At 72.6% G+C, this 21,991-nt stretch carries 18 protein-coding genes; 7 read left to right on the forward strand and 11 right to left on the reverse strand.

The features are described from left to right. Nucleotides 1–58 precede the first annotated feature (58 nt). On the forward strand, nucleotides 59–1,048 hold the full coding sequence (locus tag IE252_RS34585) for a phosphotransferase enzyme family protein (RefSeq protein ID WP_373298663.1): 990 nt from the start codon (nucleotides 59–61) through the stop codon (nucleotides 1,046–1,048). A gap of 73 nt (nucleotides 1,049–1,121) precedes the next feature. On the opposite strand, the gene IE252_RS34590 is transcribed toward IE252_RS34585, so the two are convergent. Continuing rightward, entirely contained in the window at nucleotides 1,122–1,844 is a 723-nt protein-coding gene (locus tag IE252_RS34590; RefSeq protein ID WP_190093416.1) for a 3'-5' exonuclease, read from the reverse strand. 88 nt (nucleotides 1,845–1,932) lie between these two features. Further along, a complete protein-coding gene (locus IE252_RS34595) occupies nucleotides 1,933–3,168 on the reverse strand; it encodes a DUF5919 domain-containing protein (protein WP_190093417.1) in 1,236 nt (411 codons plus the stop codon). A gap of 376 nt (nucleotides 3,169–3,544) precedes the next feature. Here IE252_RS34595 and glgX point away from each other — a divergent pair, with 376 nt between their 5' ends. After that, a complete protein-coding gene (glgX, locus tag IE252_RS34600; RefSeq protein ID WP_190093418.1) occupies nucleotides 3,545–5,665 on the forward strand; it encodes a glycogen debranching protein GlgX in 2,121 nt (706 codons plus the stop codon). Here the strand turns inward: glgX and IE252_RS34605 are convergent. Continuing rightward, on the reverse strand, nucleotides 5,619–6,905 hold the full coding sequence (locus tag IE252_RS34605; RefSeq protein ID WP_229848979.1) for an MFS transporter: 1,287 nt from the start codon (nucleotides 6,903–6,905) through the stop codon (nucleotides 5,619–5,621). The two genes, glgX and IE252_RS34605, sit on opposite strands and share 47 nt — an antisense overlap. A gap of 81 nt (nucleotides 6,906–6,986) precedes the next feature. On the opposite strand from IE252_RS34605, the gene treY reads away from it, so the two are divergent. Then, complete coding sequence (gene treY, locus IE252_RS34610; protein WP_190093419.1) at nucleotides 6,987–9,380, forward strand: malto-oligosyltrehalose synthase; 2,394 nt, start codon at nucleotides 6,987–6,989, stop codon at nucleotides 9,378–9,380. Here treY and IE252_RS34615 read toward each other — a convergent pair. Together IE252_RS34615 and IE252_RS34620 are read right to left on the reverse strand one after the other, a co-directional pair. Continuing rightward, nucleotides 9,340–10,404 carry a cytochrome P450 gene (locus IE252_RS34615; RefSeq protein ID WP_190093420.1) on the reverse strand — a complete coding sequence of 355 codons (1,065 nt, stop codon included), beginning with the start codon at nucleotides 10,402–10,404 and terminating at the stop codon, nucleotides 9,340–9,342. The genes treY and IE252_RS34615 overlap by 41 nt on opposite strands. A gap of 43 nt (nucleotides 10,405–10,447) precedes the next feature. Then, a complete protein-coding gene (locus tag IE252_RS34620) occupies nucleotides 10,448–11,380 on the reverse strand; it encodes a LysR family transcriptional regulator (RefSeq protein ID WP_190093421.1) in 933 nt (310 codons plus the stop codon). Between the two features lie 135 nt (nucleotides 11,381–11,515). Here IE252_RS34620 and lpdA point away from each other — a divergent pair, with 135 nt between their 5' ends. Further along, entirely contained in the window at nucleotides 11,516–12,970 is a 1,455-nt protein-coding gene (gene lpdA, locus IE252_RS34625) for a dihydrolipoyl dehydrogenase (protein WP_190093422.1), read from the forward strand. A gap of 21 nt (nucleotides 12,971–12,991) precedes the next feature. Here the strand turns inward: lpdA and IE252_RS34630 are convergent, their stop codons facing one another. Next, nucleotides 12,992–13,480: a GNAT family N-acetyltransferase gene (locus IE252_RS34630; protein WP_190093423.1), complete on the reverse strand. Its 489-nt coding sequence runs from the start codon at nucleotides 13,478–13,480 to the stop codon at nucleotides 12,992–12,994. Nucleotides 13,481–13,571: 91 nt separating this feature from the next. Beyond that, nucleotides 13,572–14,126 (reverse strand): FHA domain-containing protein, encoded by a 555-nt coding sequence (locus IE252_RS34635; protein ID WP_101390703.1) that lies wholly within the window; start codon nucleotides 14,124–14,126, stop codon nucleotides 13,572–13,574. Between the two features lie 163 nt (nucleotides 14,127–14,289). On the opposite strand from IE252_RS34635, the gene IE252_RS34640 reads away from it, so the two are divergent. Beyond that, complete coding sequence (locus tag IE252_RS34640) at nucleotides 14,290–15,252, forward strand: GNAT family N-acetyltransferase (RefSeq protein WP_229848980.1); 963 nt, start codon at nucleotides 14,290–14,292, stop codon at nucleotides 15,250–15,252. A 15-nt stretch (nucleotides 15,253–15,267) separates the two neighbouring features. On the opposite strand, the gene IE252_RS34645 is transcribed toward IE252_RS34640, so the two are convergent. Beyond that, a complete protein-coding gene (locus IE252_RS34645; RefSeq protein WP_190093424.1) occupies nucleotides 15,268–16,617 on the reverse strand; it encodes a GH1 family beta-glucosidase in 1,350 nt (449 codons plus the stop codon). A gap of 117 nt (nucleotides 16,618–16,734) precedes the next feature. On the opposite strand from IE252_RS34645, the gene treZ reads away from it, so the two are divergent. Continuing rightward, a complete protein-coding gene (treZ, locus tag IE252_RS34650; protein WP_190093425.1) occupies nucleotides 16,735–18,486 on the forward strand; it encodes a malto-oligosyltrehalose trehalohydrolase in 1,752 nt (583 codons plus the stop codon). Nucleotides 18,487–18,511: 25 nt separating this feature from the next. On the opposite strand, the gene IE252_RS34655 is transcribed toward treZ, so the two are convergent. The 3 genes from IE252_RS34655 to IE252_RS34665 form a co-directional block, all read right to left on the reverse strand. Further along, the gene (locus IE252_RS34655; RefSeq protein ID WP_190093426.1) at nucleotides 18,512–19,642 is read right to left on the reverse strand and encodes an aminopeptidase P family protein; all 1,131 of its coding nucleotides are present in this window, start codon (nucleotides 19,640–19,642) and stop codon (nucleotides 18,512–18,514) included. A gap of 76 nt (nucleotides 19,643–19,718) precedes the next feature. After that, nucleotides 19,719–20,678: a DUF1444 domain-containing protein gene (locus IE252_RS34660; RefSeq protein WP_190093427.1), complete on the reverse strand. Its 960-nt coding sequence runs from the start codon at nucleotides 20,676–20,678 to the stop codon at nucleotides 19,719–19,721. A gap of 83 nt (nucleotides 20,679–20,761) precedes the next feature. Next, nucleotides 20,762–21,424: a nucleoside/nucleotide kinase family protein gene (locus IE252_RS34665; RefSeq protein ID WP_190093428.1), complete on the reverse strand. Its 663-nt coding sequence runs from the start codon at nucleotides 21,422–21,424 to the stop codon at nucleotides 20,762–20,764. A 71-nt stretch (nucleotides 21,425–21,495) separates the two neighbouring features. Here IE252_RS34665 and IE252_RS34670 point away from each other — a divergent pair, with 71 nt between their 5' ends. After that, on the forward strand, nucleotides 21,496–21,882 hold the full coding sequence (locus tag IE252_RS34670) for a VOC family protein (RefSeq protein ID WP_190093429.1): 387 nt from the start codon (nucleotides 21,496–21,498) through the stop codon (nucleotides 21,880–21,882). Nucleotides 21,883–21,991 lie beyond the last annotated feature (109 nt).

Below are 21,991 nucleotides of genomic sequence, written 5' to 3' on the forward strand. Positions count from 1 at the left end.
AGACGACCTGCGCGAATGCGAGACTTGCCCGGTACGGAACGATCACCGGGAGTGAACAGTGGACGAGGCACGGGCGCGCGAGCTACTGGCCACGGCAGGACTCGGCGCGACGCGGCGGCCGGTCACACCGGAGGCGGGCGCGGCGGGGGCGGGCACCCCGGGGGCGGCGGGCGAGCCTGGCGAGGCGGGTGCGAACGGCCCCACGGACAGCCCCACAACCGGCTCCGGGGAAGCCCCCGCCGAGCTGCTCGCCCTCGGCGAGAACGCCGTCTTCGCGATCGGCGACCTGGTGGTCAAGGTCGGCCGCGATGCCACCCGCCACCCCGAACTCCTGGCGCGCGCCGAGCGCGAGCTCGCCATCGCGGGCTGGCTCGCGGAGTGCGGAGCTCCGGCGGTGCGGGCCGCCGAGCCCGCGCCCCGGCTGGTGGACGGCCACCCGGTGACGCTCTGGCACCGACTGCCCGCCGCCGTCCGCCCCGCAGGGCCGCGCGACCTCGCCGAGCTGCTGCGGGTCGTCCACGCCCTGCCCGCCCCGCCGTTCGCCCTGCCCCGCCGCGAACTGCTCGGCGGGGTGGAGCGCTGGCTGCGGCTGGCCGGGGACGCGATCGACCCCGCCGACGCGGCCTATCTCCGCGCCCGCCGGGACGGCTTCGCCGAAGCGGCCGCCGCGCTCACCCCCCACCTCCCGCCGGGCCCGATCCACGGCGACGCGCTGCCGCGCAACGTCCATGTCGGCCCCGACGGCCCGGTCCTGGTCGACCTGGAGACCTTCTCCGCCGACTTCCGGGAGCACGACCTGGTGGTCATGGCTCTCTCCCGGGACCGGTACGGACTGCCGGACGACCAGTACGCCGCGTTCACCGAGGCGTACGGGTGGGACGTGCGGGAGTGGGACGGGTGCGCGGTGCTGCGCGGCGCCCGGGAGACGGCCAGCTGCGCCTGGGTCGCCCAGCACGCCCCGGCCAACCCCAAGGCGCTCGACGAGTTCCGCCGCCGGGTCGCCTCCCTGCGGGACGGGGATCCCGAGGTCCGCTGGTACCCGTTCTGAACCGCCGCGCGTCGCTCCGCGCGGGAGTACAGCCCGGGTCCGACCGGGTTCCGTCGGCCGTCGCCGCCTGCCGTCAACCCTGGGCCGGGACCAGTTCCCGTACCGGCCAGGCCGGGTCGACTATCGCGTCCGGTGTGCCCTTCCGGCGCAGGAAGCGCTGGAAGTCGGCCGCCCACGCGGCGTACCACTCGATCTGCTGCTCGTGCAGCTCCGCCGGGGCCAGCCGGGCGACCTGCGGATGGCGGTCGGCTATCGCCACCGCGACCCGGACCGCCGCCAGCGCGTCCGCACCCGCCTCATGGGCGCCGTCGAGCACCACTCCGTACTCCACGCACACCGCCTCCAGCGTCCGCTTGCCCTTGCGGTAGCGGTCGACCGCACGGTCGATCGTGTACGGGTCGACGACCGGGCCCATGGCCGCGCCCCCCAGCCGGTCGGTGAGCGACGGCAGTCCGTGCCGGTGCAGCTCGGCCGCCAGGAGCGTCAGGTCGAAGGCCGCGTTGTAGGCCACGACCGGCACGCCCTGCGTCCAGTAGCCCGTGATCGTCTCCGCTATCTCGTCGGCGACCTCGCGCACCGGGCGGCCCTCCGAGACGGCCCGCTCGTTGCTGATGCCGTGGATCGCCGAGGCCTGCGCGGGGATCCTGATGCCCGGGTCCGCCAGCCAGTTCCGCTGCCGGACCGCCTCGCCGCCCCGGACGCCGACGACCGCGGCCGTCACGATCCGCGCCTCCAACGGGTCCGTACCGGTCGTCTCCAGATCGAATCCGACCAGCGGTTCGCGGTGCCACCCCATCTTGGCCCTCCCTTTTGGTGCTCTCCCCCAGTGACGACCAGCCTCGCACGCACCACTGACAACGGGGCCCGGACCGCCCGACGGCCGGTCAGGAGACGGGCCGCGAGTCGGCCCACACCGACTCGAATTCCTCACGGTATGTCTCGAAAAGCCCGTGTTCGGCGTCCTGGTCGGGGCGCACGACGTCCCGCCGCGCTCCCCCGCGCAACACCAGCACCGGCGCCTCCATCCCCCGCGCCCGGCGCAGATACGACTGGACGACCGCGAGGCCGTCGGTGCCGTCCCCGTCGACCAGGTACGCCGTGAAGCGCGGGGTCTCGTCGAACACCTGGATCTCGAAGGCCCCCGGGTCGCGCAGCCGGGCCCGCACCCGCCGCATGTGCAGGATGTTCATCTCGACCGAACGGCTCAGCTCGCCCTTCTTCAGCCCCAGTTCGCGCTCGCGCCGCTTGACCGCGCTGCTCGCCGGGTTGAGGAAGAGCAGCCGCACCCGGCAGCCCGACTCGGCGAGCCGCACCAGCCGGCGCCCCGAGTAGTTCTGGACCAGCAGATTGAGGCCGATGCCTATCGCGTCGAGCCGGCGGGCGTGGCTGAACAGGTCCTCGGCGGGCAGCTGGCGCTGCAGCCGCACCCGGTCGGAGTGGACCGAGACCACGTCCGCGTACCGGTCGCCCACCAGGTCCTCGACGGCGTCGATGGGCAGCCGGTGCGCGGCGGGCGCGCCCGCGCCGCCGCCCAGCACGTCGAGCAGCCGCGCCGAGGCGCGCTCGGCCTGGGCCAGGACCGCCTCGTTGAGCGCGCGGTTGCGCGAGACCACGTTCCGCGCGACCTCCAGCTCGTCCAGGGCGAGTTCGACGTCGCGCCGGTCGTCCACGTACGGCTCGAAGCAGGGCCAGTGCTGCACCATCAGCTCGCGCAGCTGGGGCAGGGTGAGGAAGCTCAGGACGTTGTCGTCGGCGGGGTCGAGCAGATACCCCTTGCGGCGCGAGACCTCCCGTACGGCGACGGCCCGCTGCACCCACTCCTGCCCGGCCGGGCCCGCCGCCGCGACCACCCAGTCGTCGCCGTGGACCGGCTCGTAGATGGGGCGCAGCACGGCCGCCACCACGGCCCGCAGCCGCTGCTCCACCAGGTTCAGCCAGATGTAGGCCCGGCCGGCCCGCTGCGCGCGCGTGCGCACCTCGCTCCAGGCGTCCGCGCCCCAGTCCAGTTCGGCCCCGATCTCCACCGGACGCGCCACGGACACCGCGCCGGGCGGGATGTCGCCGGACTCCCCCTCGTGACCCGTGTCACCAGGGGGCAGCTCCAGCCCTCCCGAGCTCACCCGCGCACCGCCTTCCGGTCCCCCTCCAACGATCAAGGAAGAGTACTCCGCGAGCAGGAGGCGGTGCAGCCGGTTGGAAAGGCTGTTTCCCAACTCCCTTGTTGACGTGATCCGTTCCGTGCCGCGCGTTCGGCGGGAGTGAGCTGATTCATAGCGGTTCACCTGCGCCGGGACCCTCGGCGGCCTCCGGTTCTGGCCGGATCCGTCAGGCGCAGGCCGTCCGGATCGCCCCGGGTACCGGTGTCCTTACGGGGGTAGCCGCTGTGGGGATCACCCTCCGGAGCACTCCGGCGTCCTAGGGGACGGACTTCTTTTCCGGGAGGATCTGCGTCAAGTGCCCCTCAGTACCCGGATCAGAAGTGGAAGAGTCTTGCCCATGCAGGTGTGGCCGGGACAGGCGTACCCACTCGGCGCCACGTACGACGGCGCCGGGACCAATTTCGCGGTCTTCTCGGAGGCCGCCCGCCGGATCGAGTTGTGCCTCCTGCACGACGACGGGTCGGAGACGGCCGTGGAGCTGCGCGAGAGCGACGCGTTCGTGCGCCACGCCTATCTGCCCGGCGTGATGCCCGGGCAGCGCTACGGCTTCCGTGTGCACGGCCCGTACGAGCCGCACAACGGCCACCGCTGCAACTCGGCGAAGCTACTCCTCGACCCCTACGCGCGCGCCATCAGCGGAAGCATCGACTGGGGCGAGGCGGTGTACGGCTACTACTTCGACCGCCCCGACGCCCGCAACGACATGGACTCGGCGCCGCACACCATGACGTCGGTGGTGGTCAACCCGTACTTCGACTGGGGCGACGACCGGCCGCCGCGCACCGAGTACCACCGCACGGTGCTCTACGAGGCCCATGTGAAGGGCCTGACGATGCTCCACCCGGAGCTGCCCCCGGAGATGCGCGGCACCTACGCGGCGCTCGCGCACCCCGCGGTCATCGGCCATCTGACGGAACTGGGGGTCACCGCCCTGGAGTTGATGCCGGTGCACCAGTTCGTCAACGACCACCGGCTCGCGGACGAGGGGATGTCCAACTACTGGGGTTACAACACGATCGGATTCTTCGCCCCGCACAACACCTACGCCTCCTGGGGCGACCGGGGGCAGCAGGTCCTGGAGTTCAAGCAGGCGGTACGGGCCCTGCACGAGGCCGGGATCGAGGTCATCCTGGACGTGGTCTACAACCACACGGCCGAGGGAAACCACCTGGGCCCCACGCTCTCCTTCCGCGGCCTGGACAACGCGCAGTACTACCGGCTCGCCGACGATCCGCGCTACTACGAGGACACCACCGGCACCGGGAACTCGCTCCTGATGCGCTCGCCGCACGTCCTCCAGCTGATCATGGACTCGCTGCGGTACTGGGTGACCGAGATGCACGTGGACGGCTTCCGCTTCGACCTCGCGGCGACGCTGGCCCGGCAGTTCCACGACGTGGACCGGCTGTCGTCGTTCTTCGACCTGGTGCAGCAGGACCCGGTGGTGAGCCAGGTCAAGCTGATCGCGGAGCCCTGGGACGTCGGCGAGGGCGGCTATCAGGTGGGCAACTTCCCCCCTATGTGGACCGAGTGGAACGGCAAGTACCGCGACACCGTGCGGGACCTGTGGCGGGGCGAGCCGCGCACGCTCGCCGAGTTCGCCGGCCGTCTGACCGGCTCCTCCGACCTCTACCAGGACGACGGGCGGCGGCCGCTGGCCTCCATCAACTTCCACACCTGCCACGACGGCTTCACCCTGAACGACCTCGTCTCGTACAACCAGAAGCACAACGAGGCCAACAAGGAGGGCAACCGGGACGGCGAGAGCCACAACCGGTCCTGGAACTGCGGCGTGGAGGGCGACACCGGGGACGCGGGCGTGGTGGAGCTGCGCGAGCGCCAGATGCGCAACTTCATCGCCACCCTGATGCTGTCGCAGGGCGTGCCGATGCTCAGCCACGGCGACGAGTTCGCCCGCACCCAGCACGGCAACAACAACGCCTACTGCCAGGACAGCGAGCTGAGCTGGGTGCAGTGGCCCGAGCCGGGCGGCGACCCGGAGGGGACGCTGCTGGCGTTCACCCGGACGATGGTGTGGCTCCGGCGCGACCACCCGGTGTTCCGGCGGCGCCGCTTCTTCCACGGCCGGCCCGTGGAGGGCACCCACGACGAGTTGTCGGACATCGCGTGGTTCACCCCTGAGGGTGAGGAGATGACCCAGCAGGACTGGCAGGCGGCGAGCGCCAAGGCGCTGACGGTCTTCCTCAACGGCAACGCGATCTCGGAGCCCGGCCCGCGCGGCGAGCGCATCGCGGACGACTCGTTTCTGCTGATGTTCAACGCGAGCGCGGAGACCATCGACTTCCTGGTGCCGGTCAACCACGGCAGGCAGTGGCAGGTGGTGGTCGACACGGGCCGCCGCGAGGGGGTGCCGCCGGGCGAGGGCGCCAAGGTGACGGCGGGCGAGCGGGTCACGCTCGTGGGGCGGAGTCTGACGGTGCTGCGACGTCCGGCCTGAGCGGGCCCGGGACTGCCCTCTGCGGGGCCGAGGACTCCTCGGCCCGTCCGGGACCCGCCAGGCCCCGTACGGACCACGAGAGGGCCGCGCACAGCACCGCCGCGACCACCATGACCGCGAAGGCCGCCACCGGCCCGTGGTCCTGGGCCAGCCGCCCCGACAGCGCGAGGGCGAGCGCCTGCCCGCCGACGATCCCACTGGTCAGGAACGCCATGGACTCGGCCAACCGGGCGGCGGGGACGAGCCGTTCGGTCAGTCCGAAGAGGGTGATCAGATGCGGGGCGTACGCCACGCCGAGAACGACCACCGCCCCGTAAAGAGTTCCCAGCGACGGCACGAAGAGCAGCGGTACGGAGAGCACCACCAGGGCCGTGGTGGCGATCCGCCAACGCGCGCGTAGCGCGAGCCTTTCCGGTACGGCCACCATGGCGAGGCCCGCCGCCGCGCTCATCACGCCCATCGCGGCGTACACGAGTCCGGTCTGCGACGCCCGGCCCAGCCGCTCGGTGAAGGCGGTGATGCCCGCCTGGGAGGCCCCGAACATGGCGCCCTGGAGCACCATGGTGACGCGCAGCGCGTACACCGCCCCCGGCAGCCGGGTGCGCGGCGTCCTGACGCGCTCCTCGACCACCACCTGCCCGGCGGTCGGGTGCAGGGCGAAAGCGGTGCCGCAGACGGCGAGCAGCCCGGCCGCGACGAGCAGCGCGACCGCCGGATGGGCGAGGGCCGCGGCCAGTCCCACGAAGGCGGGGCCGAGCACGAACGACACCTCGTCGAGGGTCCCTTCGAAGGAGAGCGCCGCCGCCACGGTCCGCTCGTCGGCCCCCGCGCGCCGCGCCAAGGACACGGTCCGGCTCCGGGCGAGCGGCCCGACCTGCGGCACGCTGGCACCGGCGAGCGCCCCCAGGAGTGCCAACAGACCGGTTCCCGCATGGGCGAGCGCGGCCAGGACGAGGGCGGTGACGGCGGCCGCGTTGACGAGCGCCGCGACGAGCACCACGCCCCGCTGGCCGTGCCGGTCGGCGGCGCGGCCCAGGAGCGGGCCGCCGGCGGTCTGCCCGAGGGCGAGCGCGCCGCCCGCGAGCCCGGCGGTGGCCAGGCTCCCGCTCGTCTCGGCGACCAGCAGCACACTGCCCAGCTGGCACATGGCCGTCGGCAGCCGCCCGAGGAACGAGACGACGGGGAGCAGCGGCCCGGTGAGGGCGATGACCTTGCGATACGCGTGCAGGGCTCCGGACATCAGGCGAAGCTAACGCGGCAGACGGGTGCGGACGCATGGGCCGAAGGCACAGAAGCCGCGTTGCGGGGTACGTACGTTCGCATGACACCCACTGCGACCTACCGGCTGCAGCTCCAGCCGGACTTCCCCTTCCGTGCCGCCGAGCGCGCCGTGCCGTATCTGGCCTCGCTCGGGGTGTCGCATCTGCATCTGTCGCCGGTCCTGGAGTCGGTTCCGGGGTCGACGCACGGCTACGACGTCGTCGACCACGCGCGCGTACGCGAAGAACTCGGCGGCGAGGACGGGCTGCGGCGGCTCGCCCGCACCGCACGGGCGGCCGGGCTCGGCCTGGTGCTCGACATCGTCCCGAACCACATGGCTGCGGCGCCGCGCCACAACCGGCAGCTGTGGGAGGTGCTGCGCGAGGGCCCCGACTCGCCGTACGCCGCCTGGTTCGACATCGACTGGGCGGCGGGCGGCGGCAAAGTGCTGCTGCCGGTCCTCGCCGGGCCGCTCGGGGACGAGCTGGACCGGCTGACGGTGGACCGGGGCAAAGGAGTACTGGCGTACGGGGAGGCGCACGAGTTCCCCTTGCGCGCCGGCACCGAGGGGCTGCCGCTGCCCGAGCTCCTGGACGCCCAGTGGTACCGGATCGGCTGGTGGCGCCTCGCCCGCACCGAGCTCAACTACCGCCGCTTCTTCACGATTTCGGAGCTCATCGGCGTGCGGGTGGAGGACGAGGCCGTCTTCGCCGCCACCCACGCCAAGGTGCTGGAGCTGGTCCGGGACGGCGTGGTGGACGGACTGCGGGTGGACCACCCGGACGGCCTCGCCGACCCCGAAACGTATCTGCGACGCCTGAGCGCGGCGACCGGGGGCGCGTGGACGGTGGTGGAGAAGATCCTCGCCCGCACCGAGCCGCTGCCGTCCGGCTGGACGGTCGCCGGGACGACCGGCTACGACGCGCTCCACCGGATCGACGGCCTCTTCGTCGATCCGGCCGGACATCGGGAACTTCTGGCCCACTACCAGGAGTTCACAGGTCAGGACGATGGCGGTGGTGACCGGGGCGGGCGCTGGGAGCCGACCGCACGTCGTGCCGCGTACGAGGTGGTCACGCACGACCTGGCCGCCGAAGTGGACCGCCTGACGCGCGCGGCGGCAGGGCTGTGCGCCCGCACCCCGGGGCTGCGCGACCACGCGCCGTGGGCCCTGCGGCTCGCCCTGCGCGAGCTGCTGGTCCGGATGCCGGTGTACCGCCCGTACGGGACGGACGCGCAGGAGGTGCTGACCCAGGAGACGACCCGCCGGGCACGGGAGGCCTTCGCGGTACCGGACGAGGCGGAAGCGGTCGACGCCGTACGGGATCTGGTGCTCGGACGGTACGAGGCTGGTTCGGAGGGCGACGGTCGCGAACTACAGGCGTTCCAAGCCCGTTTCGCGCAGACGTCATCAGCATTGCGCGCCAAGTCCCTCGAAGACACGGCGTTTTATCGATATGTGGTCCTGTTGTCCGCCAACGAGGTGGGCGGCGATCCCGGGCAACCATCCGTGCCCCCCGAGGAGTTCCACTCCTTCTGCGCGCGGATCGCCCGCGACTGGCCGACGACCGGGACCGCGCTGTCCACGCACGACACCAAGCGCAGTGCGGACGTACGGGCACGGATCGCCGTGCTGTCCGAGTGTCCCGGGCAGTGGCGGGCCCTGCTCGACCGGCTCTCCGGGGTGCTCGCGCCCGATCCGCAGTTGGCCTGGACCGCCTGGCAGACGGCGGTCGGCCTCGGCGGCACCGGCCTCACCGAGGAGCGGCTGGGCGGGACCCTCCTCAAGGCCGCGCGCGAGGCGGGGCTGCGCACGAGCTGGACCGAACAGGATCCGGTGTACGAGCGGGCGCTGACCGACTTCGCCGCGTCGGGCCCCGCCGGGGCGTTCGCGGCCAGGATCGCGGAGTTCTCCCGGGGCCTGGCGTCGGCCACGCGCGCGAACATCCTGGGTGCCGCGCTGGTGCATCTGACGATGCCGGGCGTGCCGGATGTGTACCAGGGCACGGAGTCGGAGTGCCTGACGCTGGTCGACCCGGACAACCGGCGGCCGGTGGGCTTCCCGGAGACCGGCCTGGACTCTCCGCCGAACGAGAAGGCCGAGGTATCCGTGGCAGCTCTTCGGCTCAGGCGGGAACTTCCGGAGATGTTCGGGGAGTTGAGTACGTACGAGCCGCTGATCGCCGGCGGCCCGGCCGCCGACCACTGCCTCGCGTTCTCCCGTTCCGGCGAGGTGGTGACAGCGGTGACCCGGCTCTCCCTGCGGCTTGCCGAGTCGGGCGGCTGGGGCCCGACGGAGCTGGCGCTGCCGGAGGGGGCGTGGACCGACGTCCTGAGCACCGAGCACTCCCGACCGGAACTCAGTGGGGTCGTGCAGCTGCGCGATCTGTTCGCCGACCGTCCGGTCGCACTGCTCAGGCGGGTCGTACGAGAAGGGTCCGCGGGGCCCGGGTGAGCAGCCCGGTCTCGGTGGGCCGGAAGCCCTCGGCCCAGCGGAGCTCCGGCATGGCCTCGCACAGGGCCCGTGCCGCGCACTCCGCCTGGAGTTCGACCACGCGCGCGGCCGGGCAGTCCGGGGGCCCGAACGCGAGCTGGGCCGGAGCGGTCCGGCGGGGGTCGAAGCGGTCCGGGGCGGCGAACCGATCGGGGTCCCGACCGGCGGCCCCGACCAGCAGGGCGACCGCGGCACCCTCGGGGACCGTGCCGTCGGCTATGCGGATGTTTCCGCGTGCCCGTCTCAGCACGACATGGACAGGCGGGTTCCGCCGCAGGGACTCGCGCCACGCGGCGGTGAGGGCACCCGGTGTGTCCCGTACCGCCGCCCACTCATCCGGACGATCAAGGAGGTTGGCGAGAAGGGAGGCGAGCGCCTTGCCGATCAGGGCGGACCGGTCGGCGCAGAGGACCGCCAGGGACGCGGCCGGGCCCGCACGTCGGCCCCCGGCCCGGCTGCCGCGTGCCAGCTCCGCGTACGACAGTCCCAGTGCGGTGGCGGCGGTCCCCACGGGCAGCCAGTGGCAGAACTCCTCCGCCAGGTCGGTCACTTCGCGCTGCGCCAGTCGCCGCGCGAGCACGAAAGCGGTCCGCGCGGACACCTCCCGCAGCACCCCGAACGCCTCGTCGTCCACCTCGCGGCGAGGCCCTTCGCACCACACCTCACCGGGCCAGCAGCACGGCCCACGCCGTCGGGGCCGGACGAGCCCGGGGTCACCCAGCGCGGCGGCCACGTCCCCGTACCGGCTGACCAGCCACGCCCCGAGCCGGTCGTCCCACACGAGGGGGTGGGACTCGCGCAGGGTGCGATAGAAGCCGTACCGGTCGCTGACCGCTTCGGGACCGAGGAGCGAGGGGGCGGCGGGCCCGCCGGGCTCGGGGGCGGCCGCGGCCCCGGCCACCACAGTCCCGGCACCCGCGATCCGTCCCATCGGCGCGGCCGGAAGCGGTGGCGTCGGTATCGGTGCGCCCGGGTCGACCGACATGAGGTGTCCTCCCCGGTCGGCGCCCCGGCGGGCGCGGTTGTTCTCAGCGGACCACCTGCGCCTCGCAGTCGCGATCGGCGTTCGGCCGTACGGGTGACACACCCTTGCCCCCGTACGGCGCGGACCCTCGCAGCAGCTCGGCGAAGGCGGCCGCCGCGCCGGTCAGCTCCACGCGGGAGAAGACCGCGAGGGCACGCTTCCACGGCGGGTCGACGGGCAGCACCACACAGTCCTCGCCGATCCCGCCCCGGACCACATGCGAGGGGGCGGCGACGACGCCGACCCCGGCCGCGGCCATCCGTACCGCCGTGGAGGTGTGCTCGGTGCGCAGGGCGGTGCGGGGCGCGAAGCCCGCCCGGCCGCAGACCAGGTCGAGGAACGGCACCCCGTCGACCAGTGGCTCCATCGCGCACCGCACCCAGTTGTGGTCCGCCAGCTCTTCCAGCCGCACGCTGGACCGCCCGGCGAGCGGGTCGTCGAAGGGGACGATGAGGGCGATCTCCTCGTCCCCGACCTCGATCACCGGCCCGTCCCAGCGGCGCGGCCGGGGGCCCACGGCGAGGTCGGCCGCGCCGCGTTCGAGCTCTTCCTCCAGCGCCTCGGTGGAGGCGTACTCGTGCAGGACGAGGCCGACGCCCGGGTGGTCGCGGCGCCAGCGGGCGAAGACGTCGGGGAGCACCCCGACGGCCACCGAGTGCACGGCCGCGATGTGCAGTTCGCCGCCCTGCGCCCCCGCCGAGGCGCGGGCCGCCCGCTGGGCGCGTGCGGCGCTGCGCACGGCGAGCTGGGCGTGGGGCAGGAAGGCGCGGCCCATGGGGGTGAGCCGCACCCCGCGCGGCAGCCGTTCCAGCAGGTCGCCGCCGACGGACTTCTCCAGCGCCTTGATCTGGTGGGAGAGCGCGGGCTGGGTGACGTGCAGCAACTCGGCCGCGCGCGTGAAAGAGGACTCCTCCACGACCGCCACGAAGTACTCCATCTGCCGAAGACTCACTCGGCCCCCACCCCTCCCAATAAGCGCGCCCCCGTGCGCGTTCTCCCATAAGCATTGTGCATCGGCCCCACAACAACATTGCCTTGGACGCATGGCAGGGTCCGGGCGGAGGCTGGACCCATGATCGAGAACGCCGCAAACGCCGTAACCCCCGTACTCCCCACCTCAGATGCGAACCGGGCGCCCGATGTGATCGTGATCGGCGGTGGCACCGGTGGCTACTCCACCGCGCTGCGCGCCGCCGCCCTCGGTCTGACGGTGGTCCTCGCCGAGCGCGACAAGGTCGGCGGCACCTGCCTGCACCGGGGCTGCATCCCGAGCAAGGCGATGCTGCACGCCGCCGAGCTGATCGACGGCATCACCGAGGCCCGCGAGCGGTGGGGCGTGAAGGCCACGCTCGACTCGGTGGACTGGCCCGCCCTGGTCGCCACCCGCGACGACATCGTCTCCCGCAACCACAAGGGCGTGGAGGGCCACCTCTCCCACGCCCGGGTCGAGGTGGTCCGGGGCAGCGCGCGGCTGACCGGGCCCCGGACCGTACACGTAGAGGGTCACGGCGAGTTCACCGCCCGGCGCGGCATCGTCCTCGCCACGGGCTCGCGCCCCCGGATGCTGCCCGGGCTTGAGGCCGACGGGCGGCGCGTGGTCACCAGCGACGACGCCCTCTTCGCCCCTGGCCTTCCGCAGTCCGTCCTGGTCCTCGGCGGCGGCGCCATCGGTGTCGAATACGCCTCCTTCCACCGCTCGATGGGTGCCGACGTCACCCTGGTCGAGGCCGCCGACCGGCTCGTGCCGCTCGAAGACACCGATGTGAGCCGCCACTTGACCCGCGGCCTGAAGAAGCGCGGCATCGACGTCCAGACCGGCGCCCGCTTCCTGAGCGCGGAGCTCCTGGAGAACGGCGTGCGGGCTACCGTGCGCACCGCGCGCGGCGAGACCCGTACCGTCGAGGCCGAGCGGCTGCTGGTCGCCGTGGGCCGCGCTCCGGTGACCGACGGACTCGACCTGGCCGCGGCCGGACTGGCCACGGACGAGCGCGGGTTCGTGGCCCCCGCCGACTGGGCCCGGCTCGAAACGGCCGTACCCGGCATCCATGTCGTCGGCGATCTGCTGCCCCCTCCTTCGCTCGGCCTGGCCCACGCCTCGTTCGCCGAGGGTCTGCTGGTGGCCGAGACCCTCGCCGGTCTGGCGTCACCGCCGGTCGACTACGCGGCGGTGCCCCGTGTCACGTACTCCTCCCCGCAGACCGCCTCGGTGGGTCTGACCGAGGCGGACGCCCGCAACCGCGGGCACGACGTCGTCGTCAACTCGATGCCCCTGACGGCCGTCGCCAAGGGGATGGTGCACGGCCAGGGCGGTGTGGTGAAGGTCGTCGCCGAGCGCGGCGGGCAGGTCCTCGGCGTGCATCTCGTGGGACCCCACGTCTCCGAGATGATCGCCGAGTCCCAGCTGATCGTCGGCTGGGACGCCGAGCCGTCGGACGTGGCCCACCACATCCACGCCCATCCGACCCTGTCGGAAGCGGTCGGCGAGACGTTCCTGACCCTCGCGGGACGCGGCCTCCACCAGCAGTGACGGGGGCGGTGGCACGCGGAGCTACCCGGAGACGCGGTCCCGGTCGACCGGAAGCGAGTAGCGCAGCTTCTCGCTTCCGGTCGCGCCCAGGCGGTCGTAGAACCGGCGCGCGCCTTCGTTCCACACCGGCGTCTGCCACTGCACCTGGTCCATCCCGAGCTCCCGGGCCTCGGCGGCCACCGCGTCGACCAGCAGGGCGCCCAGGCCAAGGCCCCGGTGGGCGTCGCGCAGGAAGAGGCAGTCCATGTGCAGGTACTCGCGCGCCTGCCAGGTGGAGAACTCGGGGGCGCAGCTCGCGTACCCGACGACCTCGCCGCCCGGTATCTCGGCGACGAAACAGCGCATCCGGGGCCTTTCCCTGCCGAAGAGCAGGGCTCCGAGCCGCTCCGCGAGATCGGGCGCGGGCGGCGCGGCCTTCTCGTACACCGCGTGCTCCGCGGCGAGTTCGGCCAGGCGCGGCAGGTCGGACGGGCGGGCGGGCCGCACCAGGGGCTGCTGGTCCTCGTTCATACCGCCATGATGAGGGGCACCACTGACAACGGCCCCGGCAGAGGCGTTCGCCCAGCTCAGCGCGGTGCGAGCCAGGCCGGCGGGCTCCGGGTCAGTGCGTCGCGAGCCGGAAGCTCATCCGCCCGAAGCTCACCTGGTCGCCGTCGTTGACCACCACCGCGCCGGTCACCCGGCGCCCGTTGACGCTCGTGCCGTTCGTGGAGCCCAGGTCGCGCAGCACCCACACGCCGGACTGGTGGGTCAGCTCGGCGTGCACCCGGGAGACCGTCTCGTGGCTGAGCCGCAGCCCGTTGTGCGGATCGCGGCCGATCCGCAGCGGATACGGGCCGGGCACGGGGAACAGCAGCTTCGGCAGCCGCTCGGACTGCCACGCGCGGCGCATCGCCACGCTGAACCCGGAGACCCGGCTCACCGCCCCGTACAGCGCCCGCGACCAGCGGCTCTGAGTGTCCAGGTCGGCGGTGAGCGCGGCCAGCTCGTCGGACCGGCGTGCGGACAGGGCCAGTTCCATCCGGCGCAGGAACGTGTCGTGCGACAGCTTTCCCTGCGCGGCGCCCTCTCTGAGCACGTCGAGCACACGGTCGCGCTCGTCGTCCGACAGCCGGGCGGGAGCGGGATACGTGGAGAACTGGAAGGACGACGTCACACCAGAGATTGTCGGGCCGACGGCCTGGGCGTGTCCAGCAGGGCCGCACTTTGCTCCTGTTCCCCCGTCCCATCCCCCCTGACCTGCGAGGAAAACCCCTTGCCGGGTCGCCGCACGCCGTTGCTAGGGTCTGGCGACCGTTACAGCACCTGAGGGGACCCCCTTGACGACAACCGCGTCGGACATCACCTTCCGTCCGCTCGCCGGGCCCGAGGAACTCGGGCTCTTCCAGCAGCTCTCGTACGTACTCGACCACGAGGTCGAGGACGATCTGGCCACCGGCCGCCGTCTGCCCGCGTGGATGTGGGTGGCGCTGCGCGGGGACCGGGTGCTGGCCCGCCTGTCCTGGTGGACGCCGCCGGACCACGAAGTCCCGTTCACCCTCGACTTCTTCGACGTGGACGACTCGCTGCCGCCCGCCGAGCGCCACGCCGTCGGGCTGAAGCTCCTGGAGACCGCGACGGCGGCGGTGATCCCGGCCGGCGCCCCGCGCCCCGAGTACGGCCGCTACGCGCCGGGCGACTGGCGCGAGGACCCCCACGCGCGCGAGGTCGTCGACACCCGCATGAACATCCTGGCCGAGACCGGGGCGCAGCTCCTGGTCGAGCGGCTGCGCCTGGAGTGGCGCCCGGGGACGCCGCTCCCCGCCCCGTCCACCCGGCTCGTGTTCCGCCCGGCGGCCGACCGCGAGGAACTGCTCTCGCTGATGACGCTGGTCCTGGAGGGCACGCTCGACGAGCACAGCCGTACGGAGATGCTGACGATGACGCCGCGCGCGTCGGCGGAGCTGATGTACGAGGAGGAGTTCGACACCTTCAAGTCTCCCCGCGAGTGGTGGCAGATCGCCGAACTGCCGGACGGCGGCGGCCCGGTGGGCTTCGTCATCCCCGCCCGCAACAACTACCACCCGATCATCGCGTACATCGGCGTGCTGCCCGCCCACCGCGGCCACGGCTACATCGACGACATCCTGGCCGAGGGCACGCGCATCCTGGCGGCGCAGGACGTCCCGCGCATCCGCGCCGCCACCGACCTCGCCAACGTGCCGATGGCCGACGCCTTCGCGCGCGCGGGGTACGTGACCTTCGAGCGCGCGATCAACATGGTGTGGCCGAGCGACAGCTGAAACGTCTCTCCGGGCTCAGCCGACGGCTCGCTGGGCCCGGATCACGTCCCGGTACCACCGGTAGGAGTCCTTCGGGGTGCGCCGCAGCGTCGGGTAGTCGACGTGGACCAGGCCGAAGCGCTGTGCGGCGCCCTCGATCCACTCGATGTTGTCGGTGAGGGACCACACGAAGTAGCCGCGTACGTCCACGCCCTCGGCCATGGCGCGGTGCAGGGCGCGCAGATGGCCGTCCAGGTAGCGGATGCGCCCGGCGTCCTCGATGCCGTCGTAGGAGCAACCGTTCTCGGTGATGTAGACCGGCGGCAGCCGGTCTCCGTAGCGCGCCTTCAGTAGGAGGAGCATCTCGCGCAGGCCGTCCGGGACGACCGGCCAGCCGAAGGCGGTGGTCTCGTACCCCTCGATCTCCCTGATCCCGAAGGGCAGTTCGGCGGGCATCTCGAACCCGGCGAAGGACTCGACGGCCTCGGGCGCGGGCGCGCCCACGCGCGTGGGGTTGTAGTAGTTCACCCCGTACCAGTCGAGCGGCGCCGAGATGACGGCGAGGTCGTCCGCGACCGGGCCCGGCATCAGGGCGGCGAAGTTCTCGTCGGGGTAGCGGCCGGTGAGGATCGGGTCCGCGAACAGCCAGTTGCCGATGGTGTCGTAGAGGTCGGCGCCGAAACGGTCCTCCTCGCTCTCGCTCGCGGGCCACACGGGGGTGTGCGAGACCGCGAGGCCGATGTTCCGGGCACCCGCCGCGCGCAGCGCCCCGACGGCCAGGCCATGGGCGAGGAGCTGGTGGTGGGCGGCCGGAAGGGCGTCGAAGAGGAGCTTCTTGCCGGGGGCGTGCTCGCCGAGCGCGTAGCCGAGCAGCGTCACCTCGGCCGGCTCGTTGACGGTGATCCACATGGGGACGCGGTCGGCGAGCCGTCCGGCCACCACGCGCGCGTAGTCGGCGAACCGGTACGCGGTGTCGCGCTGGAGCCAGCCGCCCGCCTCCTCGAGCTCCAGCGGTGTGTCCCAGTGGTAGAGCGTGGGCGCGGGCGTGATGCCGTGGGCGCACAGTTCGTCGACGAGCCGGTCGTAGAAGTCGAGCCCCGCCGCGTTGACCGGGCCGCTGCCGCCCGGCACCACACGCGGCCAGCTGACGGAGAAGCGGAAGGCTCCGGCGCCGAGCCCGGCGAGCAGGGCGACGTCCTCGCGGTAGCGCTCGTGGAACCCGGTGCCGCGGGTGGCGTCGGCGCCGTCCTTGATACGGCCCGGCTCGGCGGCGAAGGCGTCCCAGCCGGAGGGTCCCTTGCCCTCGGCTGCGGCGGCCCCCTCGGTCTGGAAGGCTGAGGCGGAGGCTCCCCAGAGGAAGCCGTGCGGGAACGGCGGCAGGGTCATGGATCCGGACCTTAATGGCGAGTAACCACAACCTCCAGACCTTGATCCCGCCTTCCGCGGAGGATGGATGCCCTCCTGCACGGTTTGACGGTACGCGGGCAACGGGAGGTATCAAGAATGTTGTTCGAGGTGTGGGCGCCGCAGGCGGACCGGGTCGCTCTCAGGCTGGAGGGCACGACCCACGACATGGAGCCGCACCCGGTGCGGCCCGGCTGGTGGCTCACCGAGGCCGGGGCCCGGGACGGCGACCGCTACGGGTACGTCGTGGACGGCGGCCACCCGCTGCCCGACCCGCGCTCGCGCCGCCAGCCGGACGGGCCCGACGGCCTCAGCGCCGTCGTCGACCACGACGGCTTCCCCTGGCAGCGGTCCTGGGAGGGCCGCCGGCTGTCCGGCGCGGTCCTCTACGAGCTGCACATCGGCACCTGCACCGACGCGGGCACCTTCGACGCCGCGGCCGCCCGCCTCGCCCATTTGGCGGAACTGGGAGTGACGCATGTCGAGCTGATGCCGGTGTGCCCGTTCCCGGGGCGGCACGGCTGGGGGTACGACGGCGTGGCGCCGTGGGCCGTGCACGAGCCGTACGGCGGCCCCGAAGGGCTGAAACGATTTGTCGACGCGGCGCACGCCCACGGCCTCGGAGTCGTCCTCGACGTCGTCCACAACCACCTCGGCCCCTCCGGCAACCACCTCCCCGCCTTCGGCCCGTACTTCACCGACACCCACCACACGCCGTGGGGCGCCGCCGTCAACCTGGACGCCCCGGGGTCGGACGAGGTGCGCGCGTACTTCCTGGAGAGCGCGCTCGCCTGGCTGCGCGACTACCGGCTGGACGGGCTGCGTCTGGACGCCGTGCACGCGCTGTTCGACACGCGCGCGTTGCCGTTCCTCGAAGAGCTCTCCACCGCCGTCGACGTGCTCTCCGTACAGCTGGGCCGCCCGCTGTTCCTGGTCGCCGAGTCCGACCGGTGCGACCCGCGCACCACCGCCCCGCGCGCGCAGAGCGGCCTCGGGCTGCACGCCCAGTGGAACGACGACTTCCACCACGCCCTGCACACCGCGCTGACCGGCGAGTCCCAGGGCTACTACGCCGACTTCGCGCGCGCCCCGCTCGCCGCCCTGGCCAAGACCCTCACCCGGGTCTTCTTCCACGACGGCACCTATTCGAGCTTCCGCGGCCGCACTCACGGACGGCGCGTCGACCGCACCAGGACCCCCGCCCACCGCTTCCTGGGATACGCCCAGACCCACGACCAGATCGGCAACAGAGCGCTGGGAGACCGGCTCTCCGCGACGCTCTCCCCCGGTCTGCTCGCCTGCGCCGCCGCGCTGGTGCTGACCGGCCCGTACACGCCGATGCTCTTCATGGGCGAGGAGTGGGGCGCCCGCACGCCCTGGCAGTACTTCACCGACCACCCCGACCCCGAGCTCGCCGAGGCCGTACGGACGGGCCGGCGGCGGGAGTTCGCGGCGCACGGCTGGGCCGAGGAGGACGTCCCCGACCCGCAGGACCCGGCCACCCGGGCGCGCTCCTGTCTGGACTGGGACGAGCCGGGAAAGGAGCCCCACGCGCGCGTGCTCGCCTGGTACCGCGAACTGATCGCCCTGCGCCGCACCCGCCCCGACCTCACCGACCCGGACATCGCCGCGGTCAAGGTCGTCCACGACGAGGAGGCGCGCTGGCTCACCTTCCGACGCGGCGACATCAGGACCGTCGTCAACCTCGGCAAGGAGCCCGCGGTGATCCCCCTGGGCCGCAACAACTGCCGGGTGCTCGCTTCCTGGGAGCCGGTGCAACCACCGCATCCGGACGGCGAGTTCCGCCTGCCGCCCGAGTCGTGCGCGGTCCTCGGCCCGGCCGGCTCCTGAACGGACCAAGGCGGCGATTCGTCGACTAGTCGACGAGCGCCATCTCGCGCGCGGTGTTGTTGAAGCTGCGCCCGCCGTCCTCGGTGACCGTCACGATGTCCTCGATCCGTACGCCGAACCGGCCCGGCAGATAGATCCCCGGCTCCACGGAGAAGCACATGCCGGGCACCAGCGGCCGCTCCTCGCCCTCGATCATGTAGGGCGGCTCATGGGTGGTGACGCCGATGCCGTGGCCGGTGCGGTGGATGAAGTACTCGCCGTAGCCCGCCTCCTCGATCACCGCGCGCGCCGCCCGGTCGACGTCCTGACAGGCCGCCCCGGGCTTCACGGCCGCGCACCCGGCCCGCTGCGCCTCCCGTACGACGTCGTGGACGCGCTGCTCCTCGGCGCTCGGCTCGCCGACGTGGACGGTACGGGTGGTGTCCGAGCCGTAGCCGTGCTTGAGGCCGCCGAAGTCGAGGACGACCATGTCGCCGCGCCCGATGGTCCTCTCCCCGGCCTCGTGGTGCGGGTTGGCGCCGTTGGGTCCGGACCCGACGACCGTGAAGTCCACCTGCGAATGGCCGAACTCCAGGAGCAGCGCGGCGAGATCGGCGGCCACGTCCGTCTCCTTGCGCCCGGCGAACCGGACCTTGAGGATCTCTCCGTACGCCTGGTCCGCCGCCTCTCCGGCCGCCTCCAGGCGTGCCAGCTCGTGCGCGTCCTTGACCGCCCGCAGCATCGGGAGCGCCTCTGTGAGGGCCGTGTAGGACGTTCCCGGGAGCTTCTGCTGGAGTCCGAGCAGATGCATCGCCCAGGCGTTGTCGCTGACGCCGAACCGGCCGTCCACGTCCAGCAGGGGCGCGGTCACGCCGTACGGGTCGGTGCCGTCCGTCCAGTCCCGCAGGGTGAGCGCCGAGGCCCCGGCGGCACGCTCGGCGTCCGGCGCCTCCAGCTTCGGTACGACGAGGACCGGCTCCTGCCCGGCCGCCAGCACCAGAACCGTCAGCCGCTCGGTGATCGCGGTCGGCTGATAGCCGGTCAGATAGACCAGGTCGGGCCCGGGCGCGACGAGGAGACCGGCGAGTCCGGCGTCGGCGGCGGACTCGGCGGCGCGGGCCATCCTGGCCCGGTAGTCGTCGGCGGTGAAGGGCGCGGGAACAGGTGTAAGAGGCATGGGCTCCATCCTGCCCGTACGCCACCGGGCACGCGATTGGGACGGCGGAAAAACGTGCCTGCTGGCCGAGCGCCGGTCAGGCGCCTTCCTGGTTGTCCCCCACCAGCCGTTCCAACAGCTCCTGGAAGTCGTCGCCGACGAGGATCCGCAGGCCGTCGCCCTCGTCCTCGCGGTCGCTGAGCTGGGTGAACGTTCCGTCACGCCACCAGTAGACGAACGGGCTGATCGCGCCGGGCGTGTCCTCGAAGCCGGACGCGGCGAACGACGCCATGGCGTTGAGCGCCGGGATCATGCCGGAGTCGCGGATCACGTGGAACGCGAGCTGGTGTCGGAAGGGCATGGCCACCAGGGCGCCGTCCGGCGTCAGCTCGTGCCCGGTGAGCTGCGGCACCAGCGCGTCCAGGGCGAGCACCCGGCTGGCCGTGTAGAACGAGTCCCCGGCGACCACCTCGAACCGCATGCCGTCCTCGCCCTTGACGCTCTCGTGCGACTCGACGGGCAGCTGCCTGAGGTTGTGCAGGGCCTGGGCGCGCAGGTCGGACAGCCGGCCGAGCGGTTCCAGCGCCTCGTCGGTGAGCATCATGACGCTCTCCGGCAGATCCAGGGCGAGGATCTCGTAGAGACCGGGTGCGACACCGCGCGCGTAGCTGAAGGTCTGCGGGTCGAGCCCCGCCTCGCTGATCACCCGGGGGTAGAGCTGGGCGCGGATCTGCTCCGGGGGAAGGGTGTCGAGGGCGGAGGGGCCGTCCATGGTGCGCAGCACCATGCCGACGTGCCGACGAATCAGTTCCGGCCACACACGGGGCCCACGACGGTCGTTGTGACAGACCGCCGCGAGGTTGGCGAGGCCGAACCGGCGGTCGCCGCTGTCCTTCACGGAGTCCGCGTAGACGGTCACCTCCAGGCCCTGCTCGGCGAACGCCTCGCGCACCTGGGCGCGGAACCGCGAACCCTCGTCGCCCGAGAAATAGCCGAACTCCGCGTCCCGGGGCGCGTCGCTCCGGTCCCGCTTCGGCCCCCGTCGGAATATCCCCACGTCAGCTGCCTTCCGTCACACGGGTCACACGGTAGCCCCGCGGTCGATCTCCACGCCGTTCCCACGCCCGGTGAAGGCCGAGCCTACCCAGCCCCCCACTGACCGACCACAAGATCCGCACGGTCCCGGCCACCGGCCACCACGCGCGCGTTGGCCTCGTCGGACTCCCTGACCCACCGTTCGGCGTACGGGCGGGCCTTCCCGTACCGCACATGCCGCTCGACGAGCCTGCGCACCCGTTCCGCGCCATCGATCTCCAGGAACCAGACCTCGTCCAGCAGCGACCTGACCGACGCCCAGCCGCCCTCATCGTGCAGGAGGTAGTTCCCCTCGGTGACGACGAGCGGGACGGCCGGGTCGACCGGGATGCTCCCGGCGACCGGCTCCTCGATCGAGCGGTCGAAGGCCGGTGCGTACACCACGGTTCCAGGCTCGGGCGTCCGCAGCCGGGCGAGCAGCGCGGCATATCCGGCGACGTCGAAGGTGTCCGGGGCGCCCTTGCGGTCGGCGCGGCCGAGGCGGACGAGTTCGGCCTGGGCGAGATGGAAGCCGTCCATCGGGACGAGCACGGCCTGCCCGCCGAGCCTCTCCACCAGCCGTCCGGCCAGCGTGGACTTCCCGGCGCCGGGTGCTCCGGCGATGCCGAGCACGCGCCGACGACGGCCGGGCACGGCGAGCAGCCGGGCGCGCTCGACGAGACGGTTCAGCGCGGCGGTCTCGGCGGCTGTCTCGGCAGCGATCTCCATGCCGGGCATTGTGCCGCGCACTGCCTCGTGGCGGCTTGATGCCTTGGGAGTCATACGTATAACCTCACCCCATGTCCCATATCGCCCTGATCACGCTCGTCGTCCGCGACCACGACGAGGCCATCGCCTTCTACACCGACGCCCTTGGCTTCGAACTCGTCGAGGACACCGACCGCGGGGATGGCTCCCGCTGGGTGGTGGTCCGCCCACGCGGCACCGGCACCGCATCGCTGCTACTGGCCCGCGCCAAGAACGAGGCCGAGCGCGCGAGCGTCGGCGCCCAGACCGGCGGCCGGGTCGGCTTCTTCCTGTACACCGAGGACTTCGCGGCCGACCACGCCCGGATGACGGCGGCCGGCGTCCGGTTCCTGGAGGAGCCGCGCCACGAGGTGTACGGATCGGTCGCGGTCTTCCAGGACCTGTACGGGAACCGCTGGGACTTGCTGCAGCCTGCGTGATGTGGCGGTAAACGCAGAAAAGCCCCGTACCGGTTTCCCGGTACGGGGCTTTTCTCAAAATTTGTTCGGCGGTGTCCTACTCTCCCACAGGGTCCCCCCTGCAGTACCA

Source organism: Streptomyces melanogenes, from assembly GCF_014649795.1.
GTDB lineage: Bacteria > Actinomycetota > Actinomycetes > Streptomycetales > Streptomycetaceae > Streptomyces > Streptomyces noboritoensis.

What these genes read in the sequence shown, in the direction of transcription:
- IE252_RS34590 (WP_190093416.1), bottom strand. Translation starts at nt 1,844, where the DNA reads ATGGGGTGGCACCGCGAACCGCTGGTCGGATTCGATCTGGAGACGACC.
- glgX (WP_190093418.1), top strand. Translation starts at nt 3,545, where the DNA reads ATGCAGGTGTGGCCGGGACAGGCGTACCCACTCGGCGCCACGTACGAC.
- IE252_RS34605 (WP_229848979.1), bottom strand. Translation starts at nt 6,905, where the DNA reads ATGTCCGGAGCCCTGCACGCGTATCGCAAGGTCATCGCCCTCACCGGG.
- treY (WP_190093419.1), top strand. Translation starts at nt 6,987, where the DNA reads ATGACACCCACTGCGACCTACCGGCTGCAGCTCCAGCCGGACTTCCCC.
- IE252_RS34615 (WP_190093420.1), bottom strand. Translation starts at nt 10,404, where the DNA reads ATGTCGGTCGACCCGGGCGCACCGATACCGACGCCACCGCTTCCGGCC.
- IE252_RS34620 (WP_190093421.1), bottom strand. Translation starts at nt 11,380, where the DNA reads ATGGAGTACTTCGTGGCGGTCGTGGAGGAGTCCTCTTTCACGCGCGCG.
- lpdA (WP_190093422.1), top strand. Translation starts at nt 11,516, where the DNA reads ATGATCGAGAACGCCGCAAACGCCGTAACCCCCGTACTCCCCACCTCA.
- IE252_RS34630 (WP_190093423.1), bottom strand. Translation starts at nt 13,480, where the DNA reads ATGAACGAGGACCAGCAGCCCCTGGTGCGGCCCGCCCGCCCGTCCGAC.
- IE252_RS34645 (WP_190093424.1), bottom strand. Translation starts at nt 16,617, where the DNA reads ATGACCCTGCCGCCGTTCCCGCACGGCTTCCTCTGGGGAGCCTCCGCC.
- treZ (WP_190093425.1), top strand. Translation starts at nt 16,735, where the DNA reads ATGTTGTTCGAGGTGTGGGCGCCGCAGGCGGACCGGGTCGCTCTCAGG.
- IE252_RS34655 (WP_190093426.1), bottom strand. Translation starts at nt 19,642, where the DNA reads ATGCCTCTTACACCTGTTCCCGCGCCCTTCACCGCCGACGACTACCGG.
- IE252_RS34665 (WP_190093428.1), bottom strand. Translation starts at nt 21,424, where the DNA reads ATGGAGATCGCTGCCGAGACAGCCGCCGAGACCGCCGCGCTGAACCGT.
- IE252_RS34670 (WP_190093429.1), top strand. Translation starts at nt 21,496, where the DNA reads ATGTCCCATATCGCCCTGATCACGCTCGTCGTCCGCGACCACGACGAG.